We start from the raw sequence: 16,583 nt of genomic DNA, 5'->3' as shown, positions 1-16,583 counted from the left end.
TATGGCAAACAAAGTTGCTTTTAATGAAAATTATCCATCAATAGTTGAGTCGAATAAATTGTACGACCGTGCAGTGAATATAATGACACCTGTTACACAAACATTGGCGAAAGGCCCGGGACAATATATCAACGGCGTAGCTCCAAAATATTTAAAGAAAGGTAAAGGCGCCCGTGTGTGGGATGTTGATGGCAATGAATATATCGATTACAATATGGCGATCGGTCCTTTGTCATTAGGTTATGGTTATGATAAAGTTGATAATGCGATTATCGAGCAATTAAAAGATGGCATTACTTTTTCAATGATGCACGAACTGGAAGTGGTGTTTGCAGAATTGATACATAAAATTATTCCGAATGCAGAATCGATCCGTATCAGCAAAACCGGTGCAGATGTTACCAGCGCTGCTATTCGTGTAGCGAGAGCATATACAGGAAGAAAGAAAGTTTTGTGCTGCGGTTATCATGGCTGGCACGATTGGTATATTTCTGTAACAAGCCGCAACAGCGGTATTCCCGAAGAAATAAAAGAACTGACTTCAACTTTTGATTACAACGATATTGAATCAGTAAAGAATGCATTGGATGAAGATACGGCTTGCGTGATATTGGAACCTTTTGTATTTGAGGCTCCAAAAAATGATTTCTTAAAAGAATTGAAAGCTGTTTGCGAAGCAAACGGAACGTTGTTGATATTCGATGAAATGTGGACAGGTTTTCGTGTAGCTGTTGGTGGTGCACAGGAGTATTTCGATGTAAAGGCTGATCTGGCTTGTTACTCAAAAGCATTTGCGAATGGTATGCCTATTTCTTTGTTGACAGGAAGAAAAGACATCATGAATCTTTTCAATGAAGAAGTGTTTTTCTTTACCACATTTGGTGGTGAAGCATTGTCTTTAGCAGCGGCTGTTACTACTATCCAGGAAATGATCGATCAAAACGTTCCTGCATATTTAGCAACCAAAGGAAAATTATTAAAAGACGGTTATAATAAAATTGCGGAAGAAGTTGGCGTAGCACAATACACTAAATGTGTTGGTTATGATTGCCGTTCAATGGTTACGTTTGATGCAAGCGCAGGCAACGGATTGGAAGTAAAATCTTTTGTTCAGCAAGAAATGATCAAGAGAGGGATCTTGTGGGGTGGTTTCCACAATATGAGCTTTAGTCACACTGATGCTGATATTGATTATACATTAAAAGTATATCGTGAAGTATTGCCATTATTGAAAGATGCAATTGCAAATAATACTGTAGCAAGTTCATTACGTGGCAAACCGGTAGAAGCTGTGTTTAGAAAAGTAAGCAACTTCAACACTAAACCTAAAACAAAAGCGGTTAATGGATAAGAACATGTTTTCGTTGAAAGGTAAAGTAGCTATTGTTACGGGCGCTTGTGGTTTGATTGGAAAAGAACATTGCAGCGCTTTAGCAGAAGCAGGCGCTTTTGTTGTTACAGCTGATATTAATAAAGAACAATCTGAAAAAGTAGCTGCTGAATTAGGCAGCGAACATTTGGGTATAGCCGTTGACGTCACCAGTAAAGATTCTTTGAACGCAGCAAAAGATGCGATATTAAAAAAATATGGCCGTATTGATATATTGGTGAATAATGCTGCTATTAATGATATGTTCGAAAATCCGTTGTTGGCAGGTACTCAATCCATGTTTGAGAATTACCCGCTGGAAATGTGGAACAAAAGCTGGAACGTAAATGTGAGCGGTGTATTTCTTTGCTCGCAGGTATTTGGAACAGCAATGCTGGAACAAGGGGGCGGCTCTATTATTAATATAGCATCAACCTATGGCATTGTTGCTCCTGATCAGAATATTTATAAAAATGAAAAAGGTGAGCAGGCTTTTTATAAATCACCTGCTTATCCTGTAACCAAATCAGCAGTGATCGGGTTTACTAAGTTTTTAGCATCGTATTGGGGTAAGAAAAATATTCGTGTGAATACGTTATCGCCCGGCGGTGTTGAAAACAGCCAGGATGAATTTTTTAAATCGAACTATAGCAATAAAACGTTGTTGAACAGGATGGCATCGAAGGAAGATTACAGGGGCGCTATTGTATTTTTAGCGAGTGATGCATCCGGTTATATGACAGGAGCTAATTTGGTGGTGGATGGTGGGTGGACAGCTATTTAATTTGAGTAAGCTGAATAGCGGTAGTCGTACAAGTGAGTGACACAACGATGTTGAGAAAAAGACAAATGCTGACTAAAAAATAATAAAACTAAAACAGAAAACTACTATTTATGAAATCGTTTAAAGTAAGCGGACAACGCTCTATCGGTTACGGACAACCTGCATACATCATTGCAGAAATTGGCATTAACCATAATGGCTCTTTGGACATTGCTAAGAAACTGATTGATGAAGCGGCTGCGGCAGGCTGCGATGCGGTAAAATTTCAAAAACGTACACCTGAGATATGCACTCCGAAAGACCAATGGCATATTGAACGTGATACGCCATGGGGACGTATGACGTACATTAATTATCGCAAGCTGATCGAGTTTGGTTTTGATGAATACAAAGCCATTGATGAATATTGTAAAGAGAAGAAAATTGATTGGTTTGTTTCCTGCTGGGATGAAGAAGCTGTAGATTTTATGGAACAGTTCAATCCCGGTGTGTACAAATTTGCATCGGCATCATTAACGGATCATGATCTGATCGCAAAAGTAAAATCATTGAACAAGCCATATATTTTATCTACAGGCATGTCAACAATGAACGAGATCAAAGATGCCGTTGAAAAATTCGGGACAGAGAATTTGATCATTGCACATTCAACATCAGCATATCCTTGCCCGCCTGAGCAATTGAATTTAAAAATGATCCACACATTACAAGATATGTATCCTGATGTACCCGTAGGTTACTCAGGTCATGAAACCGGCTTGGCTACTACTGTTGCGGCAGTGGCAATGGGGGCTTGTTTGGTTGAACGTCATTTTACATTAGACAGAGCCATGTGGGGATCTGACCAGGCTGCATCTGTAGAACCACAAGGCATGCAACGTTTGGTAAAAGATATTCGTGATGTAGAACAGGCAATGGGTGACGGTATTAAAAGAGTTTATGATAGCGAATTAGCGCCAATGAAGCGTTTAAGAAAAGTGATAACACCTAAAGCGGAAAAATCTGCGCAATAATAAATGGGGACTATTGTTTATTATACCACAGGAATTTTATTAGCCTTCGTAGCACTCTTTATTTTCCTGGAAAGAAAATTTCCTTACACCAAGGGGCTTTCTTTTTTTAGGGAAGGCTTTTGGCTGGATCTTGTTTGGTATACATTCATCCAAAGCTATTTTTTAAAGATCCTGATCTTTGATTATATCATTCAACCATTGGATGTAAAGTTTCATTGGTCATCGCATTTGGTTACTTCGTGGCCCTTAGCAATGCAGATCTTATTCTTTTTAGTTACGCATGATTTTTATATTTATTGGTTTCATCGCCTGCAACATACTTCTAAATTTTTCTGGCGTACGCATGAAGCACATCACTCCAATAAAAAAGTTGATTGGTTAGCAGGCTCCCGTTCACATACCATTGAAATTATCATTAACCAGACCATTGAATTTGCGCCAATTATTTTATTAGGAGCGAATCCATTGGTGGTTCCTATAAAAGCCTTAATTGACGCCGTTTGGGGAATGTACATTCACTCTAATATCAATGTAAAATCAGGCAAATTACAGTATGTTATTAATGGTCCTGAAATGCACCAGTGGCATCATGCAAATGATCGCCGGGTGTTCTGGGCAAATTATTCTACAAAATTTGCTGTGTGGGATTGGATCTTTGGCACGGCTTTTCTACCTAAAGAAGAGAAACCGTCGGAGTTTGGATTGTATTATGAATATCCGAAAGATTATTTTGCGCAACATGCTTTTGCTGTAAAGCGTTTTGACGAAAATAAATTGTTGGAGAAAAAACCTGTTAAAGATTATTATGAATTGAGGCCAAGATTGATCAAATGGTTAACACGCACATTCAAAATAGCTACAGGTAAAAAGATCACAGCAGAGGATAGTAATAAAGAAACAATGATAAACCTCGACAAAGTAGAGTATCAAAATTAAAACACAAACCATGGCCTGGATTTATCTTTTCATTGCTTCCATATTTGAGATCGGCTGGACCTATTCGCTAAAATATCTTGATCTGCGAAAGTTCAAACAAGTCGACTGGCATCATCTTTTCAGCCAAAAACAAAACCTGTTTATTGTACTTCCTTTATTAGGCTACATTGTTTTTGGTTTAAGCAATATTTATTTTTTCTCTATTGCTATGAAACAAATGCCCGCTTCTGTTGCATTAGCGGTGTGGATGGGAGTTGTGATCATCGGAATAAAGATTATCGATATTACTTTATTTAAAGAGCCGTACCAATTTTCCCAGTTTATTTACATGGCGTTTATTTTAATTGGTATCATTGGGTTAAAGAAGAGTATTGGATAATTTTTGTTACAAGCATTTGGATCTCTATTCTACTGAATTGGCGACGCTCCGTTCAGCTATCTTTCTTTTATCATCCTTAATTATGCATTGTATGGTTTATTGCAGCACTTCGCAATAAAATCCGGCATCTGCCAAATGCGCAGTAACCAGCTGCACCATATCATGCGGAGCATCTACACGTAAAATATTATCACAATCGTGCAGGTCGAAGTTGATTTTTGCATGTGGTAATTTAGACTGCAACTGTATTACTATTGCAGCAGCAGTTTCTTTACAGGTGATATTTGTTTTGAACACTTCTATCATCCAATTTTAATTGTTTTGCTGAAAATGCAACAACCAATGATTGCCGAACTTATCCGTTAAGCCGCCAAATAAAGCGCCCCAAAAAGTATTTTCTATCGGGTGCGTTTGTTTTCCTTCATTAGAAAGCAATGCATAATATTGCCGGATCTGTTCTTCGCTATCACAATATAATACTAATGAAACAGAATTACCTTGCTCCCAGCCTTTATCCCCAACCATATCCGATGCCATTAAAGTAAGAGCACCTTTTGTTAACGTTGAATGAAGCACGCAGTCTTTCATTTGCGCCGGCATCTTTTCTGAAAGCGGCGATTCACCAACGGTTTGGAAAACCAGCTCGCCGCCTAAACAGCTTTTATAAAATTGCATTGCATCCCGACAATTACCATTGAATGTTAGGTATGAAAAAATAGTTGCCATTATGCGTTCTTCAATGTTTTTATATCCAGCTTTTTCATTTGCATTAATGCCTGCATTGTTCTGCCGGCTTTGGCTTTATCTGTCTTGCTGGATATGAGTTCTCCTAAATTAGCAGGAACGATCTGCCATGATAAACCGTATTTATCTTTTAACCAGCCGCACATGGATTCTTGTCCGCCTTTTTTAGTTAAGATGTCCCAGAAATAATCTATTTCTTTTTGATTGGCACAGTTCACTGTAAATGAAATTGATTCATTGAATTTGAAATGCGGTCCGCCATTCAATGCTAAAAATTCCTGTCCTGCAATTTTAAAGCTTACCATCAATGCAGTGCCTTTAGGAAAAGGTGCTCCATCGCCATAACGAGAGACGGATAATATTTTAGAATTTTTAAAAACTGATGTATAAAATTTTGTAGCTTCTTCTGCATTGCCATCGAACCAAAGACAAGGTTTTATTTTTTGTTGTTTTGCTATTGTTGCCATGATGATTTAATTAATAATTAAAAATTGGGAATTAATAATTCATTTCACACAAAGAGACAAAGACAATCAAGAAACCACGCTTTGTTTACTTTGTCTTCGTTGGTCCTTTGTGTGAAATTTTAAAATTAGCTTTCTTCTGTATACTTTTTAAAGTTATTCAATATTGCCTGCCAGCCATTCTTCTGCATCTCTACAGGGTTTTGATTTTCTGCTTCAAAAGTTGAAACGATTTTTGTTTCGTTGCCATTGTCGGTGAAAATCGTATCTACTTTTCTTCCATCGCCCAAAGTGTAGGCAATTTTTTGGTTTGTTTTTACTTCATCGTACACGCCGCCAAAATCAAAAGAAAAGCTGCCGTCTTTTGCTGCCATTGTAAACGAAAAATTTCCGCCTACACGCAAATCATTCTCTGCTTTCGGGCAATGCCAATCAGGGGAAGCAGTGTTCCAGTTTTTTACATGTTCGGCTTCTGTCCAATATTTCCATACTTTTTCAATAGGCGCATTCACCGTAGCTTCAATTGTTATGGCTGTTTTAGTTGCTGTTTCCATTTTTATTTATTTTAATTGTTTTAGATGATTTGATAACACAAACTTAGACTTCTTATCCAAAAAGAAGGTTGTGTTGTACAGACAAATAAAGGGTGTTTTGCGACAACACAATTTTTTATCTTTGGTAAATGAAAAATATTTCCATACTGGTTCCTGAGCACAGCGTAATGCAGGCAATAGTTGATCCACGTTATTTATTTACTACCGTTAATCAGTTTTTAATTGCCGCAGGAAAAGAGCCTTTATTTAATGTACAGCTGGTAGGTTTCAAAAAAGAAGTGCAATTAAGCGATGGGCAATTTTCTATTCATACTGACAAGCAATTAAAAGATGATACAATAGCCGATTTGGTTTTTGTACCGGCATTATTTGGAGATATCAGCACAGCATTAAATGCAAACAAAGAATTAATTCCCTGGATCACTGATCAATATTGTAAAGGCGCTGAAGTAGCATCACTTTGTGTGGGTGCATTTTTATTAGCATCAACCGGATTATTGAATGGAAAAAAATGTTCAACACATTGGGGATTTACCAACGAATTTAGAGAAATGTTTCCGGATGTGGAAGTTGTTGACGGAAGTATTATAACAGAGGAAAGCGGCTTGTATTCAAGCGGCGGCGCTAACTCTTACTGGAATCTATTATTGCATTTGGTAGAAAAATATACAGATAGAGAAACCGCTATTCTTGCTTCCAAATATTTTGCGATTGATATAGATAGAGACAGTCAGTCTGCTTTTGCTATGTTTAAAGGACAGAAAGATCACAACGATGATGCCATTAAAATAGCGCAGGATTACATTGAAAATAATGTTGAAGAAAAAATAAGCGTGGATGTATTAGCTGATAAAGTTGCTGTGGGAAGAAGAAGCTTTGAACGCCGTTTTAAAAAAGCTACCAACAATACCGTATTGGAATATATGCAGCGTGTAAAAATCGAATCTGCAAAGCGCAGCTTTGAAACGAGCCGTAAAAATATTAACGAGGTAATGTATGACATTGGTTATACCGATACGAAATCCTTCCGCACCATCTTTAAAAAAATAACCGGCTTAACGCCTATTGAATATCGAAATAAATATAATAAGATGGCTTCAGTCTAAACAGATGGTATAATTTTTTAATTTCTGCTGTCGTTTTTCCCGATTTTATAAATGCATTTCCTTTTTGCGTAAGCGTTAACAAGTGTTAATAGGCTTCCTTTGCAACCTCATTAATAATCACAACTAACATTAAACTTTTATGATGAAACACCGTTTCAACATTCTTCAACTTGCATGCATCGCTTCAATTTTTGTTTTTGCAAGTTGTTCAAAAGATGAAAACACCACACCAACTTACACAGTTCCTACAACATATACATTTGATAATGTAGATTCCCTTCCTGCAAAGACTACGCTTTCCATGTTTACAGAAATGGAAAATCTGATCAATACAGGGAATACTGCCAATACCGTAGTAAGCAGCGCTAAATTAGGCGGCATGTATGCAAATACAGGCAGCTATTTTACTGATACTATATTCAATGGTACAACAATCAACCTTAATACATCGGGCGTAAGTTTATACGGTCAAACTTCATCAAATGCACAAGCTATTGTTGCTGGTATATTAGATAGTGTTGCGGTTGCAAGCCAATCAACATCAGCTGCAAGCAGCGGTATTGCAGGCGTAAGCAGTAAAAAAACCTTATTGACTGCGAATGGCGTTTACTTAAGACAATACTTTACTAAAACATTGATGGGCGCTGTGATCGGTCATTTAACCTGCGATGTATATTTAGGAGATTCATTGAACAGCAATATCAGTATGGCGGCTAAAGCACACGCATGGGACCAGGCATTCTTTTTATGGTGTGTTCCCTCTAACTTCCCTGCTAACAGAGCTAAGGTAAAATACTGGGGTTCTTATACCAGCCAGATAGATTCCGGGATTGCTAAACCTGTTGCCAGCCTGACAGGCATCAATGCAAATCCAACATTAATGAACGCATTTTTGAAAGGACGTGCAGCATTGGCAAATAATGATCTAGTAACTGCGAAAGCACAGGCTGCTATCATCATTGCTAAATTTGAAATTATGGAAGCGGCGGCTACATTACATGAAATAAATGAAGCAAAAGGAAATATTATAAATGGTGCTGCTACTGTTTGCGGTAACTTATCTGAATCGTTTGGCTTCATCACTGCACTTAAGTTGAATACGCATAGAACTATTGCCAGCGATGCACAAATAAATTCAATCATTGCTTTGTATCCGTCTAATTTTTGGAATGCTACACAACAAGACCTGGATAATATTATTAATGCTATCAGCGCTATTTATGGTTGGGATGCCGTTAAAGGAAATTTGTAAAAAGAATTATTAACTACAATTTTGCAAAACTGATGAGCTTTCAAACTTATCAGTTTTGTTGTTTAAATTAAAAATATGAAATCACGTTTTTTATTAGTTGCAGGTATTGTCGGTATATGCTCTACCATTATTTTTTTCTCATGTAGTAAATCAGATACCGGCAACAATGGTAACGGAGGTTCTACCGATACGGATTCTACCCTCGTTAAAATTGGCAACAATGTTATTGTTCCGGCTTACCAACAATTAAATGAAACCGTTACTAATTTGGATAATGCTGTTACAACGTTCAACACAAATCCAACAGCCCCTAATCTTGCAGCACTTAGAACAAATTTTTTAGCAGCATATAATGCCTGGGAAACCTGCAGCGAATTTCAGTTTGGTCCTGCAACCAGCCAATTATTTGTTACCAATACAGCAAATCTTTTTCCTACAAACAGCACGCTGATAGATAACAATATAAATTCAGGCAGTTATACTATCGGAGCTATCGGCAATTTGAATGCAGAAGGGTTTCCTGCAATAGACTATTTGCTATACAATGGAGATGATGCAACCGTATTGGCAAAATTTACAACTGATGTGCATGCAGCTGCTGCAAAACAATACTTAGCGGCAATCACCAATTCATTACAAACAAAAGCAACAGCTTTATACAATGCATGGACTGTAAGTGGAGGAAATTATATCCATCAGTTTACTACAGCAACAGGCGTAAATGCCGGAAGCTCATTAAGCTTATTGGCTAATGCTATTGTACAGGAATACGATGTAGTTTTAAAAAATTATAAAATCGGCATTCCTATTGGAAAGTATGGTACATCAACGCTTCCAATAGATCCAACATCGGTAGAAGCTTATTACAGCGGACAATCGATTCCCTTAATGATAACGCAGATACAATCTATTCAAAGTTTATATTTGGCAGGTATCGATCAAAAAGTAATTGCAAGCGGCGCTGTAAAAAATGGCTCACCATTGAATGATGTTATTAAAGATGAGATAACAACTATAATCACAAAACTGCAGGCTATTAATGGTCCCCTTTCATCTGCTATACAAAATAATATTACACCTGTTAATGACGCTTATACAGAAATTACAAAGCTGGTAGTGTTGTTAAAAGTGGATATGAGTTCTGCATTAGGTGTGCGAATTTCATTTAGCGACGATGATGGAGATTAATAATCTCTGACAAAAAAAGCAAGACAATAAGGTTTTGCTTTTTTTATTTAATGAGCATTGGTATCGCTTTAAACATTGTAGAGCCTGTCCTGAGGAACGAAGGATCACTCACTGCAACAGCATATATTTATTCAACACGATTGAATCAAAAAATAAAAAATATAATCAATAAATACTTTTTCAACCCGGCGCATATAGCTCCGTTAGTTGTATTCAGAATTATATTTGGTATTGTATTATTTATAAGTACACTGCGTTTTATTTGCAAAGGCTGGATAACCGAATTCTACGTAAAGCCAAAATTCCATTTCCCGTTTTATGGCTTTGAATGGATCCATCCCTTAAGTAGTACAGGAATGTACACTTTGTACGCCTTACTCTTAGTTACAGCCTTCTTCATCATTGTCGGCTTGTTTTATCGTATAGCTACAATTGTTTTTTTTGTTTGCTTTTGCTATGCCGAATTAATAGATAAAACATATTATCTCAATCATTATTACCTCGTTAGTATTTTAGTTTTTCTACTGATATTAACACCGGCAAATAAATATTTTTCGATTGATGCACTTCGCAAGCCTTCTCTAAAAGCAGCTTACATACCTGCATGGTGTATTACTGTTTTTAAGCTACAGCTTTTTATAATTTATTTTTATGCAGGCTTATCTAAATTAATTCCTGATTGGTTGTTTAATGCAATGCCTTTAAAAATATGGTTACGGGCAAACGATTCATTGCCAATTATCGGGCACTTATTAAGTAAACAATGGGTAGCCTATCTTTTTAGCTGGTTTGGTGCTTTGTTTGATCTGTCCATTGTATTTTTGCTTTGGAATAAAAGCACGAGAAAAATTGCTTATGTTTTTGTGATCATTTTTCATTTGATTACTACCATGCTTTTTCAAATTGGCATGTTTCCCTATATAATGATTGCTGCTGCTACTATTTTCTTCTCTGAAGCTTTTCACAAAAAAATTATTCGGCAATTGCAAAGCATATTCAAAAAAACTACTAACGAAAAGGATATTTTATATGCACAAGATTTAAATATTGTCCGCAAAAAAACAATATTACTTTTGCTCTCCATTTATTTTTTGATACAGGTATTAGTACCGTTACGTTTTTTACTATATCCCGGCAAATTATTATGGACAGAACAAGGTTATCGTTTCTCCTGGCGGGTAATGTTGATGGAGAAAGCCGGCACTACTTTTTTTTATATCACCAATCCTGAAACAGGTAAACGATTGGAAGTAAACAATTCAAAGTTTCTAACCGGTTACCAGGAAAGAATGATGGAAACACAACCGGATATGATGTTGCAATATGCACACATACTGAATAGTGAATATAAAAAGCAAGGAATTACATATCCTGTAGTAACTGTGGAATGTTATGTTTCACTTAATGGTACAGGGAATCGATTGTATATAGATAGTACTATTAATCTTGCAAATGAGCAAGAGAGTTGGTTTGGCAATAAGAAATGGATATTGCCATAATATAAAGTTGTTCACTAAAGAAATACAGTACAAGTGAGTAATCCTTCGTTCCTCAGGACAGGCGCCACGATGTTTGATCATAGAACAAATGCTTGTACAAAAAATATTTGTATGAAATTATTTATAACGTTTATTGTTTCTTTATTTTTTTTATCAATTGCAACAGCCCAGGTAAAGCAATTGGATTCTGTTACAGTGAAATCCGGCAATACTAAAATATCCGACTTTACAAGATTGAAAGATGTAGAAGGAACTTCCATTTATGCCGGGAAGAAAACAGAGGTCATTGTTATGAAAGATGTGGTTGGCAATAAAGCTACCAATAACAGTCGCCAGATATATTCCAAAGTAGCAGGGTTGAACATTTTTGAAAATGATGGTGGCGCCGGTATCCAACTGGCAATTGGTGGCAGAGGGCTCGATCCTAATCGTGTAGCTAATTTTAATGTTCGTCAAAATGGTTATGATATTAGCGCCGATGCATTGGGATACCCTGAAAGCTATTATACGCCACCGGCTGAAATGACAGATAGAATTGAGATTGTTCGTGGTGCTGCATCCCTGCAATATGGAACACAGTTTGGGGGCATGATAAATTTTAGATTAAACAAGGGTTCAGATACACAAAAAGTAGAAGTCATTTCTCGTTTAACAGGTGGTTCATGGAATTTTTTAAATTCTTCTACCAGCATAGGCGGAACCGCTAGTAAGCTTAATTACTATGCTTTCTTTCAGCATAAATCAGGTGATGGCTGGCGGCCTAATGCCGATTTTAATTCAAACATTGCTTATGCAAGTGCAGTATATAAGGCTATAGAGAAGCTTTCTATAACGCTGCAGTATACTTTTATGCAATACCTGGAGCATCAACCCGGAGGACTCACGGATGATGACTTCAACAAAGATCCACGCCAGTCTGTACGCAATCGTAATTGGTTTAAAGTAAATTGGAATTTAGCAGCAGCATTGATCGATTATAAAATCTCTGATCATCTTCATTTTGATACAAGATTTTTTGGATTGATAGCAGAGCGTGATGCGTTAGGTATCCTTACTGATATCAGCAGAACAGATGATGGAACTGCCGATAGAAATTTGTATATAGATAATTATAAGAACTGGGGCAATGAAACAAGATCTTTATATACCTACAAAATAAATAAAATGGAAGCCACAGCGTTAATAGGTTTCCGTTATTATCATGGACATACCGACCGTCAGCAGGGTTATGGAAATAACAAAGCAAGTGGAAATGCGGATGATTTTACATTTAATCCTGTTGCACCAAAGGACACACTTTATTATTCCGATTATCAATTCCCCAATGAAAATATTGCCGTTTTTGCAGAGAATATCTTTCGCATTACACCAAAGCTAAGCATCATACCGGGTGTTCGATTTGAAAATATCATTACAAGAGCAAACGGCGCTTACAATGCCCCCATCTTTAGGTTAAATGGTGATATCATTGCTACCAACCATACCATAGATCATAAGCTAAATAACAGAAGCTTTGTAATAGGCGGAATTGGCGCAACCTATGCGGTAAGCCCTTCTTTGCAGGCTTATTTTAATTTTTCGCAAAATTATAAGGCTATTAATTTTAATGATCTGCGTACATTAAACCCAGGGCTTATTGTAGATAGTTCATTAAAAGATGAAAGTGGTTATTCTGCAGACCTGGGGATTAGAAAAAGCAATGGCATCATTAATTATGATGTTAATATTTTTATTTTAAACTATAATAATAAGATAGGAACAATTCCAATAACAGATTCTTCTGCTACGCTTACTTATAATTATAGAACGAACATATCACAATCATATCACTATGGCATAGAATCATACATTGAAACAGATATATGGAAATTGATAAAAGGTGATAAAGCAAAAATGAGTATTTCGATTTTCTCCAATCTGTCTTTGATCAATGCAAAATATAAAAGCCAGGAAGCAGCGTTCAATAATAAGCGGGTAGAGTTTGTACCGCAAGTATTATTTAAAACCGGTGTTGCATACAGAAGAAATAAACTTGCTATTTCATACCAGTTCTCTTATACCGGCGACCAGTTTACAGATGCTACCAATGCGTTAAAAACAACCAATGCAATTGATGGATTGGTTCCGGCTTATTACATAATGGATATTTCTGCTGATTATAAAATAAACAAAACATTTTCTGTTTATGCCAGCATCAATAACATAACTAATAATATGTACTTTACTCGGCGTGCAGATAGTTATCCTGGCCCTGGCATTATACCTGCCGATGGAAGAAGCTTCTATACAACATTGCAAGTAAAACTATAATTGCATTATCGTCTGAAAGCCGCGTAGTTATTATACTACAGAGGAGTTCCCTTTAACAAGCTTTTAAGATTAATCTAATAATTATGTAATTGGATTGCATAATTATAATAGCAAACTGGCATAGCGTTTGACTATTGCAGTACACCCAATGCTTTCTCTTAGAACTCTGAAACCAAACCACCTGCTAACATACATTTATTGTTAACCTTTAATTGAAGAAAATCAATTATGAAAAACAAACTCCGTTTGGCAGGGATTGCCATGTTATTGATGTGCTTGTTCTCGACAAAAATTTTCGCACAAGTACAAACTCCACGTTACAACACCTCCATGACATCACAATCAAATGGGTATTATGAGTATCTGCCGCAAGGATATAATACCGGCAGTGATAAATACCCTTTATTGATCTTTGTGCATGGCATTGGAGAACTGGGAGATGGAAGCTCTTCGCAATTATCAAAAGTATTAGCGAACGGTACTCCTAAACAGATCAGCCAGGGAATATTCCCTACTTCATTTACAGTCGGTGGACAATCATTTAAGTTCATTGTTCTATCGCCTCAGTTTATTAACTGGCCTGCGCCGGGTGATATTGAAAATATCATCAATTACGCTATTCAACATTATCGTGTCGATCAAAGTCGTATCTATTTGACCGGCTTAAGCATGGGCGGTGGTGTTGTTTGGGAATATGCAGGAAACAATGCCGGTTATGCAAATCGTGTTGCCGCAATGGTTCCAATATCGGGTGCATCTTATCCTGATGTTGGAAGGGCAAATATTATTGCAGCAGCAAATATTGCCGTATGGGCCACACACAATAATAATGATCCAACGGTTGCATCATCCAATACTACAGGATATGTGAATAACATTAATAATGCTCCCATCAAACCAAATCCATTGGCTAAGATGACCATCTTTAATGCAAGTGTTCATGATGCATGGACACAAACATATGATTTCAATTTTCGTGAAAATGGATTGAATGTATATGAATGGATGTTACAGTTCAAACGTTCAACAAGTGGAGGCACTACAACAACGAACCAGGCTCCAACGGTTAATGCCGGAGGCGATATTGCCATTACCTCTCCTGTCAATAATGCCGTGGTAACAGGTACTGCATCCGATGATGGTTCGATTGCAAAATATGCATGGACACAGGTTTCTGGTCCTGCAACAGCTACTATTCTTACACCCGCCACTGCAGCCACTACTATCAGCAATCTTACTACAGCGGGTACATATACATTTCGTTTAACGGTTACAGATAATGCCGGTTTAACAAAATCAGATGATGTAAATATTACAGTAAATGCTGCCGCAGCTAATAAGGCACCGGTTGCCAGCGCAGGAGCAGATCAAACAATTACATTGCCCACTAACAGTGTAACATTAAAAGGCAGTGCTACTGATGCAGACGGAACAATTAAAACATATGCTTGGACAAAAGTTTCAGGCCCTTCTTCGGGAACAATTGCTTCACCATCTGCAGCAACAACAGCGATCAATAGTTTGGCAGCAGGCACATACACTTTCCGCTTAACTGCAACTGATAACAGCAATGCTACAGGTTATGATGATGTGGTTGTGACGGTAAATGCTGCCGCTACAACTAATAAAGCGCCGGTTGCCAATGCAGGAGCAGATCAAACGATTACATTGCCTGCTAATAGTGTAACATTAAAAGGTAGCGCTACCGATGCGGACGGAACTATTAAAACATATGCATGGACAAAAGTTTCGGGTCCATCATCAGGAACGATTGCTTCGCCATCTGCAGCAACAACGGTGATCAACAGTTTGATTGCAGGTGTATATACTTTCCGTTTAACAACAACAGACAATAGTAATGCAACAGGATATGATGATATAATTGTTACAGTAAATGCTGCAACTACTACAACTACCGCTGCAACGGGCAAAAAGATCCGTGTGAACATGTACGATGCAAATACGCCGTATAACAATTCACAATGGAATAACTGGAACATTACTACTGTATTGTTGAATTTGGTTAGTAATACATTTAAATACGATGATGGAACTGCAAGTACCGTAAAAGCAACGTTAAGCTCACAAGCAAGAACGGGAGATAACGGTGCCGGTTATGCATCCACTGCGACAGTTTGCCCCCCGGAAGTTTTACGATTCACTTCTTTACATTGTATAGATAGAACTGTTGTGATACAGGGGTTAAAAGCGAATGCTAAATATACTTTTGAATTATATGCCAGTCGTGCATTTGATGGACAAGGAACTATTTTCAAAATCGGGAATGCATCCACTACCATCAATACAGATTATAATGCCACAACAGAAGCAAAATTTACGGACGTAGTAGCTGATTCAAAAGGAACTGTTACTATCTCTATTAAGTCAACTGTTCTGTGGAATTATATATCAGGCTTTACTATTACAGAACAATAAAATTCATAAACTAAAATTTCTAACCAAAATAAAATTATTGATATGAAATTCTCTAAAGTGTTGACATCCGCCTTGATCGTAGCTGTTGTTGCTGTTACATCCTGCAAAAAAGATGATACGAATAGCACTACCGCTGCAAGTACGGATTCTACTGTTACGTTACAAGGTCGTCCTGCTATTGAAATAACTACTATTGAAGCAGGAAGTAATAAGGAAGTTGTATACAAAAAAGCAACTGTTACAGATACTGCCGCTATTGTATTAAAACAAGGCAAGGCATATAATGTATCGGTAAAGCTATTTGATAAAAGAAATACGCCGATTAATGTTGCAGCTGCCAATGAACGTTTTTATTACACTCCATCCGGCAATTCCAGTATTGCTGTTATTGATTTGAATACCGATAGTTCTAATGTTCCTGTTGGCACTACGTGTAAATGGATCACAGAAGTTGCAGGCTCCGGAAATATTAATATTGAATTGAAGGCTGATGATGCAACGTCATACGTTGCGAGTTATAGCTTCAATACAAGAATACAATAGTTTGTT

16 protein-coding genes are annotated in these 16,583 nt (G+C 37.1%); 12 read left to right on the top strand and 4 right to left on the bottom strand.

The genetic code is table 11. The features are described from left to right. Position 1 precedes the first annotated feature (1 nt). The 5 genes from K9M53_RS13110 (at position 2) to K9M53_RS13090 (ending at position 4,481) form a co-directional block, all read left to right on the top strand. Positions 2-1,351 carry an aminotransferase class III-fold pyridoxal phosphate-dependent enzyme gene (locus tag K9M53_RS13110; RefSeq protein WP_224015600.1) on the top strand — a complete coding sequence of 450 codons (1,350 nt, stop codon included), beginning with the start codon at positions 2-4 and terminating at the stop codon, positions 1,349-1,351. Next, positions 1,344-2,153 carry an SDR family oxidoreductase gene (locus K9M53_RS13105; protein ID WP_224015598.1) on the top strand — a complete coding sequence of 270 codons (810 nt, stop codon included), beginning with the start codon at positions 1,344-1,346 and terminating at the stop codon, positions 2,151-2,153. Before K9M53_RS13110 ends, K9M53_RS13105 begins: the two co-directional genes overlap by 8 nt. 110 nt (positions 2,154-2,263) lie before the next feature. Continuing rightward, the gene (locus tag K9M53_RS13100) at positions 2,264-3,166 is read left to right on the top strand and encodes an N-acetylneuraminate synthase family protein (protein WP_224015596.1); all 903 of its coding nucleotides are present in this window, start codon (positions 2,264-2,266) and stop codon (positions 3,164-3,166) included. A 3-nt stretch (positions 3,167-3,169) separates the two neighbouring features. Continuing rightward, the gene (locus K9M53_RS13095) at positions 3,170-4,102 is read left to right on the top strand and encodes a sterol desaturase family protein (RefSeq protein ID WP_224015594.1); all 933 of its coding nucleotides are present in this window, start codon (positions 3,170-3,172) and stop codon (positions 4,100-4,102) included. 10 nt (positions 4,103-4,112) lie between these two features. Beyond that, positions 4,113-4,481 carry a DMT family transporter gene (locus tag K9M53_RS13090; protein WP_224015592.1) on the top strand — a complete coding sequence of 123 codons (369 nt, stop codon included), beginning with the start codon at positions 4,113-4,115 and terminating at the stop codon, positions 4,479-4,481. Between the two features lie 96 nt (positions 4,482-4,577). Here K9M53_RS13090 and K9M53_RS13085 read toward each other — a convergent pair whose 3' ends face one another. The 4 genes from K9M53_RS13085 to K9M53_RS13070 all read right to left on the bottom strand — a co-directional run bounded on the left by K9M53_RS13085 (position 4,578) and on the right by K9M53_RS13070 (position 6,243). Next, on the bottom strand, positions 4,578-4,787 hold the full coding sequence (locus K9M53_RS13085) for a hypothetical protein (protein ID WP_224015590.1): 210 nt from the start codon (positions 4,785-4,787) through the stop codon (positions 4,578-4,580). Positions 4,788-4,793: 6 nt separating this feature from the next. After that, positions 4,794-5,207 (bottom strand): VOC family protein, encoded by a 414-nt coding sequence (locus tag K9M53_RS13080; RefSeq protein ID WP_224015588.1) that lies wholly within the window; start codon positions 5,205-5,207, stop codon positions 4,794-4,796. Next, entirely contained in the window at positions 5,207-5,692 is a 486-nt protein-coding gene (locus K9M53_RS13075) for a VOC family protein (protein WP_224015586.1), read from the bottom strand. Before K9M53_RS13075 ends, K9M53_RS13080 begins: the two co-directional genes overlap by 1 nt. 125 nt (positions 5,693-5,817) lie before the next feature. Beyond that, a complete protein-coding gene (locus tag K9M53_RS13070) occupies positions 5,818-6,243 on the bottom strand; it encodes an SRPBCC family protein (RefSeq protein WP_224015584.1) in 426 nt (141 codons plus the stop codon). Between the two features lie 128 nt (positions 6,244-6,371). Between K9M53_RS13070 and K9M53_RS13065 the strand changes: the two genes are divergently transcribed. The 7 genes from K9M53_RS13065 to K9M53_RS13035 all read left to right on the top strand — a co-directional run bounded on the left by K9M53_RS13065 (position 6,372) and on the right by K9M53_RS13035 (position 16,577). Continuing rightward, entirely contained in the window at positions 6,372-7,349 is a 978-nt protein-coding gene (locus K9M53_RS13065) for a GlxA family transcriptional regulator (RefSeq protein ID WP_224015582.1), read from the top strand. A gap of 139 nt (positions 7,350-7,488) precedes the next feature. Further along, entirely contained in the window at positions 7,489-8,601 is a 1,113-nt protein-coding gene (locus tag K9M53_RS13060) for a DUF4856 domain-containing protein (RefSeq protein WP_224015580.1), read from the top strand. Between the two features lie 75 nt (positions 8,602-8,676). Next, complete coding sequence (locus K9M53_RS13055; protein WP_224015578.1) at positions 8,677-9,789, top strand: imelysin family protein; 1,113 nt, start codon at positions 8,677-8,679, stop codon at positions 9,787-9,789. A gap of 50 nt (positions 9,790-9,839) precedes the next feature. Continuing rightward, complete coding sequence (locus K9M53_RS13050) at positions 9,840-11,288, top strand: HTTM domain-containing protein (protein WP_224015576.1); 1,449 nt, start codon at positions 9,840-9,842, stop codon at positions 11,286-11,288. A gap of 111 nt (positions 11,289-11,399) precedes the next feature. After that, the gene (locus K9M53_RS13045; protein WP_224015574.1) at positions 11,400-13,598 is read left to right on the top strand and encodes a TonB-dependent receptor family protein; all 2,199 of its coding nucleotides are present in this window, start codon (positions 11,400-11,402) and stop codon (positions 13,596-13,598) included. Positions 13,599-13,826: 228 nt separating this feature from the next. Then, positions 13,827-16,034 carry a carboxylesterase family protein gene (locus K9M53_RS13040; protein WP_224015572.1) on the top strand — a complete coding sequence of 736 codons (2,208 nt, stop codon included), beginning with the start codon at positions 13,827-13,829 and terminating at the stop codon, positions 16,032-16,034. 42 nt (positions 16,035-16,076) lie between these two features. Beyond that, on the top strand, positions 16,077-16,577 hold the full coding sequence (locus K9M53_RS13035; protein WP_224015570.1) for a hypothetical protein: 501 nt from the start codon (positions 16,077-16,079) through the stop codon (positions 16,575-16,577). Positions 16,578-16,583 lie beyond the last annotated feature (6 nt).

The sequence above is a fragment of the Ferruginibacter albus genome, from assembly GCF_020042285.1.
Taxonomy (GTDB): Bacteria; Bacteroidota; Bacteroidia; order Chitinophagales; family Chitinophagaceae; genus Ferruginibacter; species Ferruginibacter albus.
The sequence above is the reverse complement of the archived record's forward strand: the minus strand, read 5'-3'. Positions and strand labels throughout refer to the sequence as shown.